This window comes from Candidatus Deferrimicrobiaceae bacterium, assembly GCA_036504035.1.
In the GTDB taxonomy this organism is placed as follows: domain Bacteria; phylum Desulfobacterota; class Deferrimicrobia; order Deferrimicrobiales; family Deferrimicrobiaceae; genus JANXPS01.
The window spans coordinates 177,383-199,349 of the sequence record DASXVV010000009.1; the positions used below are offsets into that span (position 1 = coordinate 177,383).

Below are 21,967 nucleotides of genomic sequence, written 5' to 3' on the forward strand. Positions count from 1 at the left end.
GAATAGCACAGGGCAAGATTCTTCCAAATAAACCACCGAAACCAGTATGATTGGAGACGCCCGATTCGCGGCAGCAGACCCACACCCCGGAGGGAACGATGACCCGATTTTGCCTGCGCGTCCGGACCGTTTGCCTGGCCGCCCTGCTCTCCTCGATCGCTGCGGCCGGATACGCCGGGAATGGCGATATCGCCATCATCGTCGACGGCCTGCCGCTCGACGCCAAGGCGATCGCCATCAAGGACGAGGTTTACGTCCCCGCCTGGATCCTCGAAAATTACGCGCACACCAAGGTGAACTGGTCACGCCAGAGCAACCTGCTCGAGATCATCACGACGCCTTCGAACACCGCATCCGAGCCGCAGGACTGCGTCCTCAAGTTGAAAGTAGGCTTCTATCTCGACGCGGAAGGGTTCGTCATCGGACAGAATACCCGTCTCTACCTGCTCAACGTCGACCCCAAGGACTTCCGGACCGAGGACGGCAAGACCGCCGCCGAGCGCGCCCACGAGGGAAGCATCGAGCGGATCGGAAGCGTCTCCGAGGCGATGCGGAGTTATCTCCGTCTTCCCCCGCTCGACCGGTTTACGGCGCGAGGCTGGGCTGTCGTCGCCAAGATGCCCAAGGATGAAATCGCGACGCTGTCCTCGACCGTCGAAAAATACGAGACGCTCTACAAAAGCCTTTATTACGATCTGATCACCAACCTGGTAATCGGTAAACAGCAGGCGCTGAGCACTTCTTCGGTCATCGACGGCGCACTCAAGGGCATCCGGATCGACAACATCCAGGTCAAGGACGACGGCACGGCGGAGATCACCCTGCCCAACGGACTTTATTACCTGTATGCCCGCATGCTTTACCGCAACCGGCAGGTCGTCTGGGACATGCCGGTCTCCCTCCGGGGCGGTGAAAGCGTCATCGAACTTTCCAACCGCAATGCGGCGTTGATGAACTAGGCGATGCTTCTCTACCAGTTGTACCCGGACTCGCCGTGCTGGTCGAGATCGAGCCCCATGATTTCGTTCTCGCGCGAGACACGCAGCCCCATCGCCCTGTCCAGCCCCTTCATCAACAGGTACGTCACGGCAAACGCGTAGGCGGCCACGATAACCGCCCCCAGCGCCTGGGTGGCGACGAGCCGCGCGTTCCCGAAGAACAGGCCGTTGGCGCCGGTCGCGTTGACCGTGGTCGTGGCGAAGAGCCCGACCGCGATCGTCCCGAAAATCCCTCCGACCCCGTGGACGCCGACGACATCGAGCGAGTCGTCGTAGCCGAAGCGGCCCTTCAGCATGACGGCCCAGTAGCAGAGGGCGCCCGCGATCAGTCCGATGATCAGGGCCCCGACCGGATTCACGAACCCCGACGCCGGCGTGATGGTGCCCAACCCCGCGATGCACCCGGAGGCGGCGCCGAGAACGGTCGGCTTTCCGCGATGCCACCATTCGACCAGAACCCAGGACATCGTGCCCGCGGCAGCCGACATATGGGTCGCGACGAAGGCGCTGGTGGCCAGGTTGTCTGCGGCCAGGGCGCTGCCGGCATTGAACCCGAACCAGCCGAACCACAGGATGCCCGCGCCGAGCACCGTCATCGGAAGATTGTGCGGCATCAGGTTGTCCGTCCCGTATCCCTTGCGCTTGCCGACGACGATCGCCGCCGCCAACGCGCTGACACCCGCCGTGATGTGGACCACGGAACCCCCCGCAAAATCGAACAGCTTGAGCGGGCCGCTGCTGAGCCACCCCCCGCCCCACACCCAGTGCGCCACCGGGTTGTAGACGAGCAGCGCCCATAGCAGAGTGAAGACGAGGTATGTCGAGAACTTGAACCGCTCGGCAAAGGCGCCCGAGATGAGGGCGGGCGTGATGACCGCGAACATCATCTGGTAGATCATGAACGCCTGGTGCGGCACCTTGGGCGCGTAGTGCGACGCCTCGAACCCGACACCCGCCAGGCCGAACCAGGACAAGTCGCCGATGATGCCGCCAAGGTCGGGGCCGAAGGCGAAGCTGTAGCCGACGAGCATCCACTCGATGCTGATGAGGCCGATGACGATGAAGGATTGCATGAGGGTCGTCAAGATGTTCTTCTGCCGGACCATGCCGCCGTAGAACAGCGCCAGTCCCGGGGTCATGATCATGACGAGCGCGGCTGAAACGAGCAGCCACGCGGTATCGCCGGATTGCATACCGATATCCTCCTGTGCTCAGGTGATGGGGCCGACCTGGACAGGGGCAAGCGGCATGCCATCGCCTACCCATACGAAATGATTGTGTTTTTTATGACAGGTGAAGAAGAAGGGAGAACGTTACCGTAGCATTAGCGCCATTATCGATTACTTCCATACATATATGTGATGACAAAGAAGGGCACCGGCGTCCCGATGCCCTTCCCCCCGTGTGGTGTGGTCGGCCCCATCACCTTCGCGGAGGAGCGATAAACCGTGATTCCTTCAAGCTACCAGTTGTAGCCCGCCTCGCCGTGCTCGGAGAGATCAAGCCCCATGATCTCCTCTTCCCGGGTCACGCGGAGCCCCATGACCTTGTCGAGAACCTTGAGCAGCACGAAGCTCACGCCGAACGCGTAGACCAGGGCGACGCAGACCGCGGCCAGCTGGATCAGGAACAGCTTCGGGTTTCCGTAGAACAGGCCGTTGGCCCCGCCCGCGTTGACCGCCGTCGTTGCGAAAAGACCCGTGGCCAGCGCCCCGAAAGTGCCGCCGACGCAGTGGACTCCGACGACGTCGAGCGAATCGTCATAACCGAAGCGCCCCTTGAGCATGATGGCGCTGTAGCAGAGCACCCCACCGACAAGCCCGATGGCCAGGGCGCCCAACGGTTCGACGAAGCCCGAGGCCGGCGTGATGGCCACGAGACCCGCCACGCATCCGGAGGCCGCCCCGAGGACCGTCGGCTTCCCGCGGTGCAGCCATTCGGCAAACACCCACGAGAGCGTGGCCGCTGCGGCTGCGACATGGGTCGCGACGAAAGCGCTGGTCGCCAGCCCGTTCGCCGCGAGCGCGCTCCCCGCATTGAAGCCGAACCACCCGAACCAGAGGATTCCCGCGCCCAGCACCGTCATCGGCAGGTTGTGCGGGGAAAGGTTCTCGGTGCCGTAGCCCTTGCGCTTGCCCACCACGATCGCCGCAGCCAGGGCGCTCACGCCGGAAGTGATGTGGACGACGGTTCCGCCTGCGAAGTCGAGCGCGCCCAAGTTTCGGATCCAGCCGCCGATCCCCCAGACCCAATGCGCCACCGGATTGTAGACCAGCAGCACCCAGAGAAGCGTGAAGACGAGGTAGGTCGAGAACTTGAACCGCTCTGCGATGGCGCCCGTGATGAGCGCGGGCGTGATGACCGCGAACATCATCTGGTAGACCATGAACGCCTGGTGCGGGACCGTTGCCGCATAATCCTTGAAGGGCGCCAGCCCGACGCCGCGAAGCCCGAACCAGGACAGGTCGCCGATGATCCCGCCATGATCCGGGCCGAAAGACATGCTGTAGCCGACCAGGATCCATTCGACACTGACCAGCCCGATGACGATGAACGACTGCATGATGGTTCCCAGGATGTTCTTTTTCCGGACCATCCCTCCGTAGAAAAAGGCGAGTCCCGGGGTCATCAACATGACAAGTGCTGCGGAAATGAGAATCCAGGCGGTATCTCCACTGTTCATGAACGGTTCCTCCGCGTGCCTTGATGGGTGCCGACCCTTCTTTGCAAGGGAGCAACTCGCGTGCCAGCAGAAAGAACCCAATCTTATCGGTGCGCTGGATGTCCTGGCGGGAAATTACGGTGCGGAGGTTGGCAGGAAATTGTCTTATTTCGAACTATTATGGTGATTCACACACATTTGTCGACCTGGCCTGCGGCCAGGATGGAGGTGACGCGCCCGGTGGCGTCATCCCGCAGCAGGGCAAAATCCCAGGCGATCCGGACCGGAACGCCGGCCTTCGCATGGAGGGGGAACACGGCGTCCTCCGGGCGTCGGCCCAGGAAAAGTTCGACGACAAGGCGCCTGAAATCGGAGCGGTGCGCCTCCGGCAGGAGCAGGTCGGCCATCCTCCGATTGAGCAGGTCAGCCGCCTTCAGGCCGGTCACCTCCTCGAAGCGGCGGTTGACGCGCCGGATCTCCCCTTCGCTGCCCAGCTGGATCACCGGCACCGGCACCAGATCCAGGATCTGACGGGAAAAATAGCGCTCGTCCGCGAGCGCGTCTGCCTGTGTTTCATATCCGGCCTTCAGCGCCTTGAACCGATCTGCGACGCGGAGGGCGGTCAAGGCATGGCCGGTCCGGGAGGCGAGCGAAGCCAGATCGGCCAGTTCGTCGTGATCGAAAGACGCCTTGCCGGCGATCGACACGATCAACGCCCTTCCCGGCTCGCCCGCGCCCGCCACCGGAACCGCTGCGACCTTCCCGCCGGTTCCTGCGCAGACGACCGCCTCGGCAGCCCCAATTTTTCCGGGTCCCGCTTCCTGGGCGATCCAATCCGGAAGCACGTCGAGCCCCTCCCCCGCCGCCCCGGCGATTCGGAGGGCGCCGGCAGCGCCGCGTTCGACCCAGAGCGCCGAGCGGTACGCCCCGGGCGCGCAAAGCGCTTCGCAGAGGGCGGACGCCAGCGCCGTCTCGCTGCTGCCTTCGGCAGCCTCGATCCGTCGATGCCCTTCCCGGATCGAGGATTCGCGCGCCCGAAGGGCGGTTCCTTGCAACCAGTCGCGGATCAAGGGCGCGAAGCCCCGCCGGAAATGATACGAGCCAAAAGCTCGCGAAGTTCCCGGATCCGATATGGCTTGGCGATGACGCCGCAGAAACCGAAGGCGCGATAGTCGGCCATCACGGGGTCGTTACTATAGCCGCTCGAGACGATGACGCGCGCGTGGGGATCGAGGTCGAGCACCTTCCGTACGGCCTCCTTCCCCCCGATCCCGCCGGGAATCGTCAGGTCCATGATGACCGCATCGAAGGCCGCACCTTCCTGACGTGCGCGGTCGTAGGCCTCGATCGCGGCGGCACCGTCCGCGACGCCCAACGTCTCGTATCCGATGGTGCTAAGCACTTCCACCGCAACCTTGCGCACGCTCTCCTCGTCGTCCATGATGAGGACCCGCCGGGGGCGGGAGGGGATCGGCTGCGAAGGGACGTCGACGACCGGCGAGCGGGGAGATCCGTCGAATGTTGCCGGAAGATGGATCCGGAAGGTGGTCCCCCGACCCGGCTCCGATTCGACCGTGAGCGCTCCCTCGTGCTGCTTGACGACGGAATAGCTGACCGCGAGCCCAAGGCCGCTGCCGTCTTCCCGGGTGCTGAAAAACGGATCGAAAATATGCTTGAGCCGATCGGCCGGGATGCCGACGCCCTGGTCCTCGATCGAGATCCGGACGCAGCGGCCCGGCGCCATCGGCAGGCCATGCCCCCTCGAGAGATCGACATTTTCGGCACGGATATGGATCATCCCCCCCGCCGGCATCGCCTGGTCAGCATTGCTGACGAGGTTGTGGATGACCTGGTTGAATTGTCCCGCGTCGATATCGACCGGGTAAAGGTCTTCCGGGAGTGCGTATTCGCATCGGACGTTGGACCCGCGCAGCGCGAACCCGGCCGAATCGCGGATGACGTCGGCGATCGAGGTGGTGCGACGGATCGGCGCTCCGCCCTTCGAAAACGTCAGGAGCTGCAACGTCAGATCGCGGGCGCGCAGGGACGCCCCCTCGGCCTCGACCAACCGGTCGCGGACGTCGCCGCCCTCCGGAAGCCGTTCGAGTGCGAGCGATATATTGCCGAGGATGGCGGTCAGCAGGTTGTTGAAATCGTGGGCTATGCCGCCAGCGAGCACGCCGATCGTCTCGAGTTTTTCGGCATTGAGCAGGTTCTGCTCGAGCGCCTTCCGCTCGGTGATGTCGCGGAAGATGCTGCGCGCCGCGATCACGTTCCCTTCCTCGGTCCGAGCCGTCACGTATCCCTCGACGACGATTCGCCGCCCGCCCTTCGCCAACAGCGCGAATTCGACCCGGCCGACATCGCTGTTGCCGAGGATTCGCTCGAAGCAGCGCCGGCAGTGGTCGAGGCTGTCGGGAGCGATGATGTCGAACATCGTCATCCCGGCGAGCTCCTCCTCGGAATAGCCCATCGCCTCGCGCCAGGCGCGGTTGACTGTGATGAACCGGCCCTCGGAATCGATGATCTGGATGTAGTCGAGCGCGCTGTCGAAGAAATCCTGGAGCCGGGCCTCGTTTTCCCGCAAGGCCGCCTCGATCCGGGACCGTTCGTCGATCTCGGCCCAGAGCCGGTCGTTCACCCCGTGGAGGTTTTCGACGACCTGCGAGAAGGAATCGGTGATCGTCCCGATCGGATCGAGCGAAAGCAGCGTCTCGTCGTCGATCGTATCCGCGTTGCCTACGGAGCAATGCATGATCTTCAGGAGGTCGTCGGTCTTGTCGCGGAGATAGCGGACCAGGACGGTTTTCCGGGCCTCGAGCGCGTCGATCCGGGCCTTCAGCATCTCGATTTCGGGCAACGGCCGGCTCTGTTCTTCGATATCGGACATCGGGGAACTGTCAGCGACCGCTTCGGATGGCCAGGACGTAGTGGCCGTCCCGTTTTTCGGAGGAAACCTGGAATCCCATGTTGAAGGTCGCGTCGGAGATCGTCCCGACCGAGTCGCGGTTGTCGGTCAGGACATCGAGGCCGACCGTTCCCGCGCCGAGAGGGCCCTTGAGTTCATTGACCTTGCGCAAGGCCAGAAGCAGCGACGCGGGACAGACCTGCCCGCGGAGGTCGAGCGTGACGACCTGTCCGGACGGCGCAACATCCGTCATGGAGATTTCTCCTTCATACGATTTGGTTGACGATCTTGCTGCCTGCCCAGGCGCCTGGGAAAAGCCCGGCCACGAAAAGAATGCTCGACAGGGAAAAGATCGGCAGTCCGCCCATCACGTGCCATACGTTGCAGCCGGGCGCCATGCGCGAGGCAAGCCCCATCAGGATCCCGCCGGCAAGACCGGCGGCCAGTTGGCCAACGGGGACGCGAAAACTGATCCGGAACTCGCGCAACGAAACGGCCGAAAGGAAACTTCCGGCCAGAATGCCGACGATCAGCGGAAACTGGATCCAGGCGATGCCGTCAAACCCTGCGCCCGGCCCCCCGCAAATCCGCAACCCCGCGGGGAAGGAGACGTCCAGCGGAGTTTCCTTGAAATAGGCGACCCCGGCGTAGTGGCTCGGGGCGAGCCAGGACTCGAGCCACGCCGCCACCTTTGCGTAGGACGTGGTGATGCCCATGGGCATCCCGGCGACCAGGTACGAGACGAGCCCGAGTAGCGCGAGGGCGATCGCGACGATCCAGGGCTGGACGTAACCCTCGACGGGCGTCCGCCGGAAGAGCTTTCCCGCCCGGGCCCACCGGTAGATCACGAATGACGCCGGAAGGAAGACGATCGCGACGAGCCAGGTCGGATCGACACCGAGCAGGATCGGCAGCGTCGGGCGTGCGGCGAAATATGCCCCCGTCCTCGCGAACGCAGACCAGGCCGGATGGAACTCGGCATAGAGGGCGCTGCCGAGGACGAGCCCCCCCACGGCCATCATCGCCGGAACATTCCCAGCCCCCGATCGATAGAGCGTTCCGACGACGCAGCCGCCGGCGACCACCATACCGATGCCGAACATCACCCCTCCGATGAGGGTGGCGACGGACGCACCCCCCAGCAACGGAAAGGGATAGAACGGCAGCAGCTGCAGGCGCCGCGCGAGGTCGAAGAGGACCATCGAGACGACCACGAGCAGCACCAACGCGCGCAGCATGAAGGTCCGTCGAAACAGGAAAACATCGCGAAAGGCGCCGGCGAAGCAGAAATCGGCCCTGTGCATCAGGAAGCCTGCAGCCGCTCCGACCAGCAACCCGGTCAGGATGATCTGCGACGCCGATAGATCCATGAACGACCCCGCAGGGAGGACCGCATCGTTACTCGAAGGTCTCGGTCACGTTGATCGTGCCCGCGTAGGTGGACTGCCCCCCGCTCCGGTCGCGTGCGGAAACCATGAAGACGGCCTTGCCCTTGAAATCCGCAGGCATGGTCCAACGGAGGGTTCCCTCGACGGGGTCGATCGACATGCCGTCCGGACCTGAGACGAGGGCGAACCGGATGGGATCGCCGTCGGGATCGACGGCCTGCACGCGGCCGGTGTAGAGGTTTCCTTCATGGCGCACATCGACGATTCCGGCGATCGAAGGGGGCGAGTTGTTGACCTGGGAACGAAGCGTGACCGAGCGCCCCCGGTCTTTCCCGTCGAATGGGGTAATGGTGACGGTCACGAAATCGCCGCGCCGAACGACCTTGCCGAGCCGGATGCCGTTCCCGGCGGGTGCACCGTTGAGGGTCCAGGCGTATTCGAGCGTGACCGGATCGCCGTCGGCGTCGACCGCGGACGCGGCGACGCCGATGGACTCTCCCGACCCGGCGCCGGCGACGAAGTTGGCGGTCTTGATCTGCGGGGGGGAATTGCCCTTTAGAAGCGAAGGGCCGCCTTGCGGGGCATCCTGATCCTGCTGCATGGCCGCCTTCGGATTGGCATTGATGTTGTCCCAGGTGACCCCCTCGCCGGCCGGATGCCCGGCGGGATTCGAGGCAGACGGCGGTGTCCCCCCGATCGTGGGGGATTTGGCCGGCCCCGAACAGGCGGTCGCGAGCATGAGAAGGGTCGATATGACGAATGTGTTTTTCATGGCACCCGCGTCAGTATTGGTAAAGGATGGAATATTTGACCCGCTCGGACGGGTTGACCTTGCTTTGGGTCAGTTCCTCGATCGTATAGAGAAAGGGCATGCTGACGACGACGATTTCACCGGATCCCGTGTTGACGACGCCGGAGTTTTGCAGACCGGTGTTCGGGCCCGAATTGCCCGCGACCGTGTCGACGATCTTGGAATAGACCCGGTAATCGCCGAGGGTGAAGGCGATATCGTACGTCGCGGGACGCGCCGGGTCGATTACGATCGAGTTATCGTAGCTGTTCGGCCATGCCGACGTCGGGGTGGTCAACTTGTTGACCAGGTCGGGATTGTTGTATTGATCCCACGACGCGTCCAGCGGCGTGGTCAGCGTGCCCCGGTCGCCGATCCACTGGAACGTGATCTCGGCGCCGCCCTTGGCGGCCTGGACCGCCGTTCGATACCGCTTGGCCTGCCCGAAGATGGCGCTGCCCCGGGCGACCATGTATAGAAGACCGGCGGCCGCGATGAGGGCGACGACGGTCAGGAGAAGGACGAGGATGAGCACCGCCCCTTTTTCGTCGAGAGTTTTTTTCATCGGGTCACCTCAAACTCGACGGGCGAATGAGGAGGGTGTGCACCTTCCATCGATAGTTCAGGAGGCCCGACATGTCTTTTGGAGCCCCCACCGGGGCAAATGTGTTGTCGCCAACGAAAATGCTGGACTCGGGATGTTTATATCGGTCGTCGCGCGCCCCTTCATGGGCCAGGATGCTGACCCGGACATCGCGCAGTCGCGTCCGGATCAGGGCCGCGGCGTTGTCGGCCGCCCCGGCGACGTTATCGACTTCGGGCGCGTTTCCGAGCATGTTGATGCCGAAAGCGACCCGGAAATCCCGGACGCAATCGAGCAGCGGCAGCAATGGACCGCGGGTGCCACCTCCCGGACCCGTGCTGTTGACGATGACCGACTTGACGAGAACGCCCGTCCCCGGGGCGCAGAGCGCCGGGACGTTCGTATTATCGATGAAATATTCAGCCCGATTGAAGGGCATGCGTGGCACCGCGCCGTCGGTCAACCCGTGGATCAGGTTGACGGCCGGCGACGCAGGCTGGAAGGCGGCGTCGCTCGTGCCGGCATAGGTCGTCATGCCGATATACCGGCGCTGAACCGTCGGGTCGGCTCCCGTTCCGAGGACAAGCACCTCGTCGGTGCCGGCAAAGCTCAGGGCGTTGTCACCCCAGGTCCGCTTGATGTCCCCGGCCTGGAGGGTGGTCCACCTGCCGCAGGCCGCGTCCGTTCCGACGGAAACAGACTTGATCACGAGGATGTCGGACCCGTAGAGCCCCGCCCCCACGAGATTGATGATGGCCCGGGGCGGATTGCCGTCGTCGCTGGCGTCCGCCAACACCGCCGCGCCCTCGGTATAGCCCGGCAGGAAGGACCACGGGAGGCCGTAGCCGGCGCTCTCGATATCTTTCCGGAGAACTTCGAGGCCGATGACGGTCTCAACGCCGGTCTCCGCGATCTTGCTCTGGCGCCGGAATTCTCCGATGACGTTGAGAAAGAACAGCATCACGGCGTCCATGACGACAAACATGATGACGATGGTGATCATGACCTCGATCAGCGTGAACCCCGACCTGCGATCCTCGCGCGGCGCCCTCATCGGGACCCGGTCCCCGCGCTGATGACCGTCGTGATCTTGTGCCGCTTCTGCGTCGGCACCCAGCGTCCGCCGCTGAACCTGCGTGCAGCCCATGTGACCTCTACGGCCACCTGCGTGTTGTTTCCGTCGAGCGGGGTGATCGCCCGCGTCACCGAATAGTCCACCGCCTTCCCCCGAATGTTCCGGTAGATGTGGAGCGGCGTCGCCGTGCTCGCGAGGTTGACGAATGTCGTGTTTCGCGCTGTGTCCATGACGTTGTCGGCTATCAGGACCGCGTCCTCGCGCACCAGGTTGTTCATGTTGTAGTCGAGCGAGACGATCGACGTATCGGCCAGCGCGATGACGACGATCGAAATGATGGCCAGCGACACCATCACTTCGATCAGCGTGAACCCGCCGTTACTGTTCGATGCAAGTATTGGTCGCGTCATCATACCTTCCCAGTTTGACCCGAGTCGGGCCGATCGAGATGCAGTCGACGTCGGGGTGAAGCGTGGAGTGCAGGTGGACCACCCCGCTGATCGATGCGAATCCGTTGCGATTGAAGCCGAATGCCGTGAACGTTGTGCCACCTGTGAGCTTCGCAATGACCGGAAAGTGGAACGTCCGCGTAACAACCCGGTGGTCTGCCCCCGGATCGAGCGTCAGATTGCCGTCCGGAGCAGGATCGGTATCCTCAAAGGTCGTGCAGCCGTTCCCGGTCAACACGACGAACGTGGCGCGACCTTTCTGCATGGCCCGGGCGCGTGCATCGATGATATCGGCAAATACCTCCCCGGTCTCGGCCGCCACCCTGTGTTTCGCCATCCAGCCCTGGAACGAAATGGAAACCGCGATGAGGAGAATGCCCATGATCGACAACGCGATCATGATCTCGATCAGGGAAAACCCGCGTCCGTTCGATCGGCCGAGCGCCATCCAGGGGCGATTCCGCTTCATGACCTGCTCCTCACCGCTCCTTCATGTGCAGGACCCGGTTGACCGGCGGCGGCGGCAGCAGCAGGGACAGCCCCTGGGACGTCGGGGGAACCCCCTCGATCGAGAAGCTGCGCCTTCCGCCCATGTGGAGCCCGGTGGTGGGTTCGCCGGAGGCGGGCTTGAAGGCCTCGGACATGTCGATCTGCTCGACACTCGCGGTCGAGACCTGCACCATCGCCTTGCCATGGAGCATGGTCGAAGCGGGAGCCCCGCCGGTATTGTACTGGAGCACCCAGATGAAGCTCTTCCCTCCCAACCCGCACTCCTGGCCGTAGGGCTTGAACGTGGTGAAAAACACCAGCCCCGACGTGGACGCCAGCGGGTCGGTGATGACGCGCTCGGCGCGGAAGTAGGTGGAGACGCCGTTGTCATAGGTGAAGTAGTCCGTCGGGTCGAGGTTGACGTACCACCCCTTGAACCCCGGCTGCATTGCGGCCGTCGCGGTCGGGGCATTGGCGACGTTGGTCACGTTGGGGAAGTTGGTATTGGCGGTCGACGGGAATGTCACCGAGGCGCTGCAGTCGAAGTTCAGCAGGTTCGAATCGGTGAAGCAGGGCTCCTTGACCGCCACCAGCCGCCGCTGGCCGTCGGCGTCGTCGATCGAGGGCGTGGAATTGGTCCCCGCGGGCGGCTGTGCATAGAAGAAGCGGCCGGTCCCGAAGTAGAGCCATTCGTTGTGGAAGACGTTGTTCTGCAGCCGCTGGACAGCCGTGGTCACCGGTCCGACGCCGTCGATGACCTTACTGAAAGTCCAGCCTTCGCCGACACCGGCGCCGGGCGACACGTTGACCACCGCATTTCCGGTGAGAATCCGGCCGATCCCGCCGTCGGTCCAGGTGGTCCCGGTCTTCTTGGTGAACCCCACGTAGATCGCGTCGTCCTGGTAGTCGAGGTTGACGTCGGCCGTCGTGTTGATCATCGAGCCGCCGAAGGCGTACGGGATGCCGGTGTCGATCGTCTGCGCCAACGCTCCGGTCTTGAGGTTCACGACGAAATATTTCAGGTTCTGGTTCGAGTGCGCCAGGAACTGCATGCTGTTGTTGTCGATCGGGCCCGTGGGCCCCGATCCGAACACGGCGTACCACTCCCCGTTCCGACGCGGATCGCGCGCCAGGGTGTTGGGATTTTTCCCTTGGATGCGGACGATCGCGGGGCCCGTGGTGGCGAAACCGAGGGCGGGATTCGAGAACTCCCACAGGAGCGATGGGGTCTCGGGATGGGTGACGTCGATCGCGAAGTAGGAGGAGTAGCCCTTGTCGGTCCCGGGCGTCTTGACGCAATCGTCACCCTTTGCGCAAGTGTTGGCGCAGGCGCCTCCGAACCGCATACCGCCGATGAGGACGGTGCGCCAACTGGACTGATCGCGCACGGCTGTGGACTGGTCCCCGGACGCGCCCCCGATGCTCGCATCGAACACGTAGGGCGCCAGGTCGGCATAGAAGATGTGGCAGTAGTCGGGGTCCTTCAGGTACTGGAGGTACGGCAGGGCGTTCATGGGGACGAAACCCCATATCTCGTCGCCCGGATTGCCCGCGCCGGGATTGGACATTTTCGCCTTTTCCGTGGCCGACTGCCCGGTCCAGGCGAGCTCGAGCTTGCCCATCTTGAAGGCGTGGAGCATGCCGTCGTTGCCGCCGGTAAACGCCATCCCCCGGTTCTTGTACACTTCGTTGTCGATGAACGCCTTGTAGGTCGTGTCCTGGTACGTCGTGTGGTACTTGTTGAGCGGGATGCCGCCGACCACGCGCGGGGTGGAGTTGACCACGTCGCCCAGCTTCCACACGGCGTTGTCGATGCCGAACATGGAGACGGTTCGGTTCCTGAGCAGGATGTTGTTGTCGTCGTAGCCGTGGACGTACCGGATGGTCTGGTAGGCGTTGTCCGGGCTTTCCACCATATAAGTGGACAGGTTGCCGGCCACCGTCGTGTCGTTGGGCGCGAAGGGAGTGAAGGAGGTCCCGTTGATCGTGGTATAGATCGTCCGTCCGTTGGCGGAGAGATCCCGCTCGTAGAGTTTCCTGCCCGCCTCCCAGAGGCTCTTCAGTTTTTCGAAGTCGACATTGTCGACAGCGGGGAGGTCCATGGTGCCGTTCCCGTTGTGATCGGTGTACCTCTTGACCCGGGTCTTCTCGGACCCGGCGTCGTAGTAGAATTGCGCGATGTAATCGTTGGAAAGATTGAGCTTGTTGTCGACGGTCGTCTCCTCGCGGATGTTGGCGTTCGCGAAGAAGGGGTCGACGAAATACCACAGGTTCTGGAGCGACCCGGTCCAGCCGATGATGTCGTTGCCGAAAACGCGACGGGGGTAGAAGATCGCCTGGAGCAGGTTGGCGCCGCTCCCCTCGCCCGAAGCGAGCACCGACGCCGCGGTTCCCGACGAGGCGCGCTTGAGTATGGTCGAAAGCGCATCGCGGATCGATTGTTCGAGCGCCCACCCGTCGTCGGCCCCGTAATAGTTGTCGGGGATGCCGTTGCCGTCCTTGTCCCAGGTCGACTGATCGTAGGGATAGCCGCTGCCGTTGTCGTCGAAGCCGCCGTTAATGGCCGCGTATTGGAGGATATTCGAACCGTGCCCGAACGCCTGGACGACATAGAGGGTCAGGTTCTGTTTGCCGTCGATGTCTGAGCGCAGGTCGGTGGTGTGCGCCCACAGCGCGACGTCCTCGAGTCCCGCCTCGTTCCCGTTGGTGGAGAGGCTGCCGGTCCCGCCGCACGAAACCGTGTTCAGGTTGAAGGCGGGAAAGGACGCGGTCCCCTGGGTCCTCGCTGGACAATTCTGGTTGATGCAGTCGAACAAGGACCGATGGGCGGCATTATCCGCGAAGCTTCGGATGTAAGCGGGCAGCTTGCCGTCGGAGCAGGGTTCCCCGTCGGTGATGATCAACACAAAGCTTTTCTGGCAGACGGGATAGCGGGTGTTACCGCCGGTGCCGTAGTTCATGGGGTCGCCGGTGTCATTAATGGGGTAGTCCCCCCCGCCATTGTACCGGGGCCCGGGTCCCCCGTATAACGAGGCCGTCTTGGAGAAATAGCCGGCCACGGACCAGAGCGCTTCGCCGAGCGGGGTGTTCGTCGCGTTGTGCGTATTGTTGATCTGGTTGACGGCGGAGCCTAGGCTCGAGCCCCCGACGGGAACAATGACGTTGCCCCCGTCGTCGTTGTTGAACATCGACAGGCCGACGCGCGCCCGGGCCCCGATCACTTCCTGGAGCACGCCGATGACCGGCGTCGGGACGTCGAGCTGGGGGTTGTACGAGGAGAGGGTCTTCCCCGTATTGTCCTTGGCCGTCATGGTGTAGGCGCCGGATGAGGAAAAGGTGAAGGACACGGGGGGCTTGTTGGTGGTGATGCTGGTGTAGAGGGAGGGATTGCCGATCCATTTCGCAATATTGCGGCTGGGGTCGTCGGGCTTCTCGCAGTCGACTACGGTGTTGGAGACGCGCCCCCCGGTCAACACTTTCCGGACGATGTCGGTCCGCCGCATCATGAGCCAGTTGAGGAAGCTGCCGTCCCACTCGGTGGCAAGCTTGTCATGGACGGTATGGGTGTTGTCGAGGCTGACCTTGCGGATGGAGGGAATGAACTTGTTGCCATTGTAGGTATACCAGTAATCGACGTCGAAATAGCCGTAATAGCCGCGGTTTCCGGCCGACGAGAGGTAGTTGTTGTCGAAGGGCTGCTCGTAGGCGTGATTGAGCATGCTGCCCGAGATGTCCTGGAGGATCATGACGTTCGGGGGGACGTTCTGGATGACGTAGGGCGGCACCTGGCAATAGTCGGTCATGCCCGCGAAGGCGTAGGACGCCATCACGATGCAGAGCGCTGCGGCCGCCAGGCCGGCGATCCGGAAGCGGGACCTGATCTCGCGGAACATCTTTCCCCTCCCTATTCCCGCGCCATGGGCGGGTATACGACGACTTCGTTGACACGCTTTTCATTGATCATCAGCGTCACCTTTGTTCCCTGCCGGAGCTCGGCGGCGCTGGCCGGCTTGCCGTCGGGCCGGACGAACCGGGCGCGCGACACGTCGAACCGGTGGCCCTTGAACGAGATGTGGCCGGGGCCGGCGACCTCGACCACGCCGGTCACGAAGGGGCCATCCGAGTGGATCTGCTCCCCGGTTCTCGCCTTCGGTTTCGCTGCCTTCCCGGATTTCCGGGCAGCCTGCGCCCCGAGGGGCGCGGCAAAAACCATAATCGCCAGGGAAAATGCCACCCACGCCCGGAGGCCCGAAATAAGACGTTTGCCCGTTGCCCCATCAGCCATGCCATGCCTCCCGAAGACACAAGAAAAGACCGGAACCATCACAAGTATACGCAAGAATCGCCACATCTAATACATTCGGTATCAGGTGCGGAAAACTTTAATATGCAGAAAGCTTTCGGGTGGGGTAACACGCGGCGGTTTCCCGATGCTGCCACACGTCGGGAAACCGCCAGCAAGATGAGGAGAGAGAAAGTTCGGCATTCGGAGGAGGGCCGGCTGCCAATGAACCTATCGGAAAGTCCATCCGTTTTCTTTAGACATTAATTTCCCATTCCCCGTTTTTTCCTCGAGCCCGTCCCCCCGTCCAGCAAATGCGATAGAATCCCGGGATCATTACGGGGCGGCCAATATCTATGGACAACGATCAGATCGGGGAACGGTTGGGCCGGCTCGATGTGCCGGAGACGATCCTGGTCGTCGAGGATTCCGAGACGGTCAGGGGACTGGTCTGCGAGATCCTGACGCGGGCGGGCTACGGGATCCTGAGCGCCGACGGCCCCGAGGAGGCGCTGTCGACGTGCGAGGTTTGCGGGCATGCGATCGACCTGCTGGTGACCGACATCATGATGCCCGGGATGACCGGTCTCGAGCTCTCCTCGCGCCTGTCGGAGCGCTTCCCGAGGATGCGGGTGCTCTTCATCTCGGGTTATACCGGGGAGACGGTCCTCGAAGAGGGAATGCTCGACGAACGCAGCGCCTTCCTCCAGAAGCCCTTTTCACCCGACGCGCTTGTGAGCGCCGTCCGGTCGGTGCTCGACGAGTGACGAAGGCGGGCTATTCGGCCAGCCCGTTCCGGATGGTGTATTTCATGATCTCGGCGTTGTTCTTCAGTCCAAGCTTCTTGAGGATCCGGCTGCGATAAGTGCTGACCGTCTTGACGCTCAGCATCAGCTCGTTGGCGATCTCGGTCACAGACTTGCCCGCGCCGATCCGGCACATGATCCCGAACTCCCGGTTCGACATCGCTTCGTGGGGCGGCTTCTCGAGATCGGCCTCGAGGTAGGAGGCCAGCTTCTCGGCGAGCGACGAGGTCACGTACTTCTTCCCCAAAGAGATGCGGCGGATGGCGGCGATCAGCTCCTCGGGGGCGCTCTCCTTGGTCAGGTAGCCCGCCGCGCCGGTCTTGAGCGCGCGGACGGCGTACTGCTCCTCGGGATAGACGCTCAGGATCAGCACCGGAAGCCGCGGCTTCTCCGCGCGCAGCTCCTTCAATATTTCGAGCCCGTTTCGCCCCGGCATCGAGATGTCGAGCAGCACCACGTCAAAGTCGTTCTTGGCCACCTGCCGGAGCAGCTCCTGCCCCGTAGCCGCCTCGCCCGAGACGACGAGGTCGGACGTCTCGGACAGAATCTGCTTGAGCCCCCGCCGCACGATGGCGTGATCGTCCGCGATGCAAATCTTCAGCATCGGCAATTCTCCCCCCGGATGCATGGCACCTTGACCTCGATCGTCGTTCCTTTTCCCGCCTCGCCGATGATGGAGACGGTGCCGCCCAGCGCCGCGACGCGTTCGCGGATGCCCATGAGACCGAACGATTTCGCGCTCCGGAGCTGCGCTTCGCGGACCCCCTTGCCGTCGTCGACAATGCGCAACGTGCCGTGCTTCCCGTCGCAATCAAGGAGCAGCGAGACCTGGGAAGCCTCGGCGTGGCGGACGACGTTGGTCAGCGCCTCCTGAAGTATCCGGAAGAAGGCGGTTGCCATCTCGCGGTTCGCAGGCATGTCGTGGTCGGGCAGCGTCACCTTGCAGGCGATGCCGGTGCGTTCTTCGAATTCGCGGATGTAGAGCGCCACCGCCTCGACCAGCCCCAGGTCGTCGAGCATCGCGGGACGCAGCGACTTCGAGATCCGGCGGACGGTATTTGCCGTCGAATCGAGCAGCGTCGACATCGATTCGATCTTCCGGAGCAGCGCATCGTTGCCGGCCGGGATCCGGTTCCGCATCCAGGCGAGATCGAGCTTGAGCGCGGTGAGGTCCTGCCCGAGCAGGTCGTGGATCTCGCGGGAGATCCGGGTCCGTTCCTCTTCCCGCGCGGATTCCTGGTAGGCGGCCAGGTTCCGCAATTCCTCGCGGGAGCGTTTCAGCGCCTCCTCGGCCTGCCTGCGCTCCGTAAGATCGATGATCGAGACCATTACCCGGTCGTAACTCGACGCATGCCCTTTCGCGACACGCCAGCGCAGGAGGATGTCGATCGGCTTGCCTTCGAGCGTGTGGTGGACCGTCTCGGTCTCGAAAGCAGGGTCGCCCGCAGCGATGGACAGGACCGACCTCAAGAGTTCATCGGGCCCCGGCCCGGGAACGGAAATCGTGTCGAGACCGGCGAGCAGCTGTGCCTTCGATTCGGCCCGGTAGAGCTGAAGCGTCCGTTGGTTGACGTCGACGATCTTCTTGAGCGCCAGGCAACTGCGAACCTCGTCCGGGTTCTCGCGAAGATATCTTCCGAGGTCGCCATGCTTCATCTCGAGCGCGACAAGCCGCGCACGCGCGGCCGAGAAGTCCACTTCCCAAAGCGAGATGGGTGAATCCTCGAAAAGCGTTCGATCGTGATCGTCGATTTCTTTGCCCGGCAAACTCATCTTTTTATTTTCGCAGATTACCGCCCTTTTCGGTGAGTGATTCGCAGACCGGCTCACAGCGTCCCGAGCTCCAGCCCCTGCTCCATCGCGTACCGCACGATGTCCGCCGTGCCGACCAGGCCGGTTTTCCGGCAGATGCGCGCCTTGAAAGTCGCGACGGTCTTGGCGTTGAGCGATAGGGCGGCGGCGATATCCTTCGACCGTTGTCCCAGGGCGATCCGCCGAAGCACCTCGAACTCGCGGTCGGACAGCCCGGGCAACCCGGTCCGGCTGCCCCTGGACGCCACCTCGGCCGCCACCAGCTCGGCGATTTCCGGCGTCAGGTATCGCCCGCCGGAAGCCACGGTCCGGATCGCACCGGCCAAGCCGGCCGCGGATCCGTCCTTGGCGAAATAGCCGGCGGCGCCTTTCCGCAACGCCCGCAATGCGTATTGATCCCCGGGATGGATGCTCAGCACGAGCACGGGCGGCGCGCCTGCGCCGCGCGCGCGAAGCGGCTGGATCAGGTCGAGGCCGTTCGCATCGGGCAAGGAAATGTCGAGAAGGACGACGTCGAACGGGAACGTCGCCATGGCGAAACGGCGACGGGCCTCCGCGGCGTTCGACGCGGTCGCCCGAACCCGGATGTCGCGCGTGTCGGCCAGCAGCCGCTCGATCCCTGACCGAACCAGTTCGTGATCGTCGACCAGGTAAACCTTGATCATTCGGGGGGGGGGACGGAGGACGTCCTGCGAGCGGCCCCGACGACACGGACCATCGCCCAGACCACGACCGGCATGGCCGCTAGCGCCGCCCACTGCCCGGGCGTCAGCCCGTGATACCGCACGTCGGCGATTCGCAGGAAATCGAAGGAGAAGCGGACAGGGATATAGAGCAGCAGGAAGAGCAGCGGGAAAAAGCCCTCCGGACGGGGCCGCCGGTCGAGCAGCAGGAACATCGGGCAGATCACGAGCAGCGTGTAGAGAAATTCGTACCAGCCGAGGTCGTGGAATCCCATCGAGGCGAGCCGGTCCCACGGGGGAAGCTCCGCCAGCCGGCCGGCCTCCTTGTACATCCCCGCGATGAAGCCGCGCGCCGCCTCTGTCTTGAGCGAGATCGCGAGCGGGAACGTGGTCACCGATCCCGGGTGATCGTGGGCTGTCGTACAGGCGAGCCGGCCGACGGCCCAGGCGAAGGGGAACGCCCAGGCGATGGCGTCGGCGTAGGCCATCCGCACGGCGAAGGTGAGTGACTTGCCTTTTAGCCGCAGGAACAACCAGATCCCGAAGACGCCTCCGACGATGCCGCCGAACGAGCTGATGTCTTCCCATATCCGCAGGATCAGCAGCGGATCGGTCAGGAGCTGGCGCGGGAAATAGGCCAGCACCGAATAGAGGTGGGCGACCACGAACCCGGAGACGACCGTGAAGAACGCGAGGTCGGCGCAAAGGTCGGGGGAAAGCCCCTTGGCCTGGCATCGGCGCATGGCGATATGCGAGCCGAGAAGGACGGCGACGGCGACGATAAGACCGAACGCGTGGATGGTGAGGGGGCCGGCGACATGCCACGAAGGTTGGGATATATAGGGGACCATGACGCGGTAGTATACATTCATCCGAACGGGCAGAAAAATACGCAAGATTTGTCGCCGTTCGGCCGATAACTACCGGAAGCCCTTCGGGGGCAAGGGGGAAGCGCCATCATCACCACCATCCGCAGGAAAACGCTCTTAGGCGTGGGCGCCGCGCTGTTCGCGACGGCAGTCCTGATGGCCCTTTGCGCCAGGCTCATCCTTCCCTCCACCGGAAATTTCCTGTACTTCCTGCTGGCCTCCATCCTCGTCGTGGGGGGCGCGGGCTACGCCATCCTCCGGTTCATCGACCTGCTCATCCTCCAGCGGCTGGGCCGCCTCGAATCCGCCGTCCGCGCCATCGGGAAGCTTGGCGAGATCTCGGCGCGCGTCACAATGCCCGGCACCGACGAGCTGTCGAGCCTGGCCACCTCGGTCAACGGCATGCTCGACGCCCTCGCTTCGACCCAGAAGCAGCTGCGCTCGCAGGAGATGCTCAAGAAGAGCGAGGCGCGCTACCGCGGGCTCATCGACAACCTTCCCGAGGGGATCTTCCTGTTCCGCGACGGCAAATGCATCTTCACCAACCCGGCGGGCGCCGGGCTCCTCGGCGAGATCGACCCGTCGGTCGTGGTCGGAAGGAAGCTGGCCGACGTCGTCCCCGCGTCCGAACACCAGGTGCTTACCGAGTTGATCCGGCAGGCGATGGCCGGCGAGAAGCTGCCCCGCCTCGAAGCCAAGCTGCTAAGGCCCGAGGGCGAGGTGCCGGTCGACATGTCGATCGGCATGGTGACCTTCGAGAACAAGCCGGCCATCCAGATGGCGGCGCACGACCTGTCCCGGCTCAAGGAGGCCGAGAACCGGCTCGACTACCTGGCGTACCACGACTCCTTGACCGGACTCCCCAACATGCTCCTGCTGAACGACATGCTGACGCGGGAGATGGCGCGGGCCAAGCGAGCCGATGCGATGGTCGCCCTCCTGCACTTCGACATCAACCGGTTCAAGGAAATCAACGACACCCTCGGCTTCACCGTGGGCGACCACGTGCTGCAGGGAATCGCCCGCCTCGTCGGAAGCGCCCTGCGGGAAAGCGACGCTGTCGCCCGGATGACCGGCGACAAGTTCGTCCTCCTCCTGCCCGGCATCAAGGACGCAGCCGACATCGAGGAGACCTGCCGCCGCCTGCTCGAGCTGTTCCAGACCCCGCTGCGGGTCGACGGCCACGAGATCTACATCACCCCATGCATCGGGATCACCCTCTACCCCTCCGACGGCGAGACGGGCGACACGCTGTTCAAGCACGCCGAGATCGCGATGGACCGCGCCAAGTCCCAGGGAACCGGCTACCAGTTCTTCTCCGCCGAGATGGTCGAGCGGGTGGCCGAGCGCAAGGCCGTCGAATTCGACCTTCGCAAGGCGATCGAGCGGAACGAGTTCGTGCTCTTCTACCAGCCCGAGATCAACCTCGCCACGGGCGAGCTCGTGGGCGCCGAGGCGCTGCTCCGCTGGAGGCATCCCGAGCGAGGCCTCGTCCCCCCCATGTCGTTCATCCCGCTGGCCGAGGAGACGGGGCTCATCGTCCCGATCAGCGAATGGGTCCTGCACGAGGCCGCGCGCCGCAACAAGGCGTGGCAGGATGCCGGGTTCCCGCCGATCCGCGTCGCGGTCAACATCTCCGCCCGCTCGTTCGAACGGCCCGACTTCGTCGACACCGTCACGGCGGCCTTGTCGGAATCGGGCCTCCCCCACCAGTATTTCGAGGCCGAGGTCACCGAGTCGATGGCGATGAAGGATTTCGACACGACCATCGCGATCCTGGGCCGCCTCCACGCGCTGGGGGTCCCCATCGCGATCGACGACTTCGGCACGGGGCATTCCTCGCTGGCCTACCTAAAGAAATTTCCGGCCCACATGCTCAAGGTCGACCGGTCGTTCGTGAAAGACATGACCCCCGACTCCGACGATGCGGCGATCGCCCAGGCGATCATCGCCATGGCGCATTCTCTCAAGATGTGCGCCATCGCCGAGGGCGTCGAGACCCTCGAGCAGCTCGAGCTTCTGCGCGGATTCGGGTGCGACGAGATCCAGGGATTCTTCTTCAGCAAGCCGTTGCCCGAGGACGAGTTCGAGCGGTTCATGGTCGAGCAGCCGCAGCACAGGAAGTTCGACTTCTCCCGCCCGGCCTGACCGCGCCCGGCCCTCGCCGCCCCTT

At 63.8% G+C, this 21,967-nt stretch carries 20 protein-coding genes; 3 read left to right on the forward strand and 17 right to left on the reverse strand.

Going from position 1 to position 21,967, the window contains the following annotated elements:
- Positions 1 to 98 precede the first annotated feature (98 nt).
- Entirely contained in the window at positions 99 to 959 is an 861-nt protein-coding gene (locus VGK27_06610; protein HEY3489775.1) for a hypothetical protein, read from the forward strand.
- A gap of 11 nt (positions 960 to 970) precedes the next feature.
- Here VGK27_06610 and VGK27_06615 read toward each other — a convergent pair whose 3' ends face one another.
- The 13 genes from VGK27_06615 to VGK27_06675 form a co-directional block, all read right to left on the reverse strand.
- Positions 971 to 2,191 (reverse strand): ammonium transporter, encoded by a 1,221-nt coding sequence (locus VGK27_06615; GenBank protein ID HEY3489776.1) that lies wholly within the window; start codon positions 2,189 to 2,191, stop codon positions 971 to 973.
- 269 nt (positions 2,192 to 2,460) lie between these two features.
- A complete protein-coding gene (locus VGK27_06620; GenBank protein ID HEY3489777.1) occupies positions 2,461 to 3,681 on the reverse strand; it encodes an ammonium transporter in 1,221 nt (406 codons plus the stop codon).
- Positions 3,682 to 3,848: 167 nt separating this feature from the next.
- On the reverse strand, positions 3,849 to 4,730 hold the full coding sequence (locus tag VGK27_06625) for a PAS domain-containing protein (protein HEY3489778.1): 882 nt from the start codon (positions 4,728 to 4,730) through the stop codon (positions 3,849 to 3,851).
- Positions 4,727 to 6,550, reverse strand: coding sequence for a PAS domain S-box protein (locus VGK27_06630; protein HEY3489779.1), 1,824 nt, complete (start codon positions 6,548 to 6,550; stop codon positions 4,727 to 4,729). The genes VGK27_06625 and VGK27_06630 overlap by 4 nt, the downstream gene beginning before the upstream one ends.
- 10 nt (positions 6,551 to 6,560) lie before the next feature.
- Positions 6,561 to 6,821, reverse strand: coding sequence for a sulfurtransferase TusA family protein (locus VGK27_06635; protein ID HEY3489780.1), 261 nt, complete (start codon positions 6,819 to 6,821; stop codon positions 6,561 to 6,563).
- A gap of 13 nt (positions 6,822 to 6,834) precedes the next feature.
- The gene (locus tag VGK27_06640) at positions 6,835 to 7,938 is read right to left on the reverse strand and encodes a YeeE/YedE family protein (protein ID HEY3489781.1); all 1,104 of its coding nucleotides are present in this window, start codon (positions 7,936 to 7,938) and stop codon (positions 6,835 to 6,837) included.
- Positions 7,939 to 7,966: 28 nt separating this feature from the next.
- The gene (locus VGK27_06645) at positions 7,967 to 8,728 is read right to left on the reverse strand and encodes an Ig-like domain-containing protein (GenBank protein HEY3489782.1); all 762 of its coding nucleotides are present in this window, start codon (positions 8,726 to 8,728) and stop codon (positions 7,967 to 7,969) included.
- Positions 8,729 to 8,738: 10 nt separating this feature from the next.
- Positions 8,739 to 9,311 (reverse strand): hypothetical protein, encoded by a 573-nt coding sequence (locus VGK27_06650; protein ID HEY3489783.1) that lies wholly within the window; start codon positions 9,309 to 9,311, stop codon positions 8,739 to 8,741.
- 4 nt (positions 9,312 to 9,315) lie between these two features.
- Positions 9,316 to 10,383, reverse strand: a complete 1,068-nt coding sequence (locus VGK27_06655; GenBank protein HEY3489784.1) for a prepilin-type N-terminal cleavage/methylation domain-containing protein — start codon at positions 10,381 to 10,383, stop codon at positions 9,316 to 9,318.
- On the reverse strand, positions 10,380 to 10,814 hold the full coding sequence (locus VGK27_06660; GenBank protein HEY3489785.1) for a prepilin-type N-terminal cleavage/methylation domain-containing protein: 435 nt from the start codon (positions 10,812 to 10,814) through the stop codon (positions 10,380 to 10,382). Before VGK27_06660 ends, VGK27_06655 begins: the two co-directional genes overlap by 4 nt.
- Positions 10,783 to 11,322, reverse strand: coding sequence for a prepilin-type N-terminal cleavage/methylation domain-containing protein (locus tag VGK27_06665; GenBank protein ID HEY3489786.1), 540 nt, complete (start codon positions 11,320 to 11,322; stop codon positions 10,783 to 10,785). The genes VGK27_06660 and VGK27_06665 overlap by 32 nt, the downstream gene beginning before the upstream one ends.
- A 10-nt stretch (positions 11,323 to 11,332) precedes the next feature.
- The gene (locus VGK27_06670; GenBank protein HEY3489787.1) at positions 11,333 to 15,235 is read right to left on the reverse strand and encodes a hypothetical protein; all 3,903 of its coding nucleotides are present in this window, start codon (positions 15,233 to 15,235) and stop codon (positions 11,333 to 11,335) included.
- Positions 15,236 to 15,246: 11 nt separating this feature from the next.
- Positions 15,247 to 15,627 (reverse strand): hypothetical protein, encoded by a 381-nt coding sequence (locus VGK27_06675; GenBank protein HEY3489788.1) that lies wholly within the window; start codon positions 15,625 to 15,627, stop codon positions 15,247 to 15,249.
- A gap of 353 nt (positions 15,628 to 15,980) precedes the next feature.
- Between VGK27_06675 and VGK27_06680 the strand changes: the two genes are divergently transcribed.
- A complete protein-coding gene (locus VGK27_06680; protein ID HEY3489789.1) occupies positions 15,981 to 16,391 on the forward strand; it encodes a response regulator in 411 nt (136 codons plus the stop codon).
- Between the two features lie 10 nt (positions 16,392 to 16,401).
- On the opposite strand, the gene VGK27_06685 is transcribed toward VGK27_06680, so the two are convergent.
- Genes VGK27_06685 through VGK27_06700 form a run of 4 tightly spaced genes read right to left on the reverse strand, consistent with a single transcriptional unit; the run spans position 16,402 to position 19,821 of the window.
- The gene (locus VGK27_06685) at positions 16,402 to 17,034 is read right to left on the reverse strand and encodes a response regulator transcription factor (GenBank protein ID HEY3489790.1); all 633 of its coding nucleotides are present in this window, start codon (positions 17,032 to 17,034) and stop codon (positions 16,402 to 16,404) included.
- Positions 17,028 to 18,203, reverse strand: a complete 1,176-nt coding sequence (locus tag VGK27_06690; protein HEY3489791.1) for a sensor histidine kinase — start codon at positions 18,201 to 18,203, stop codon at positions 17,028 to 17,030. Before VGK27_06690 ends, VGK27_06685 begins: the two co-directional genes overlap by 7 nt.
- A gap of 53 nt (positions 18,204 to 18,256) precedes the next feature.
- Positions 18,257 to 18,907 carry a response regulator transcription factor gene (locus VGK27_06695; GenBank protein ID HEY3489792.1) on the reverse strand — a complete coding sequence of 217 codons (651 nt, stop codon included), beginning with the start codon at positions 18,905 to 18,907 and terminating at the stop codon, positions 18,257 to 18,259.
- Entirely contained in the window at positions 18,904 to 19,821 is a 918-nt protein-coding gene (locus VGK27_06700) for a prolipoprotein diacylglyceryl transferase family protein (protein HEY3489793.1), read from the reverse strand. The genes VGK27_06695 and VGK27_06700 overlap by 4 nt, the downstream gene beginning before the upstream one ends.
- Before the next feature lie 96 nt (positions 19,822 to 19,917).
- Between VGK27_06700 and VGK27_06705 the strand changes: the two genes are divergently transcribed.
- Complete coding sequence (locus VGK27_06705) at positions 19,918 to 21,942, forward strand: EAL domain-containing protein (GenBank protein HEY3489794.1); 2,025 nt, start codon at positions 19,918 to 19,920, stop codon at positions 21,940 to 21,942.
- Positions 21,943 to 21,967 lie beyond the last annotated feature (25 nt).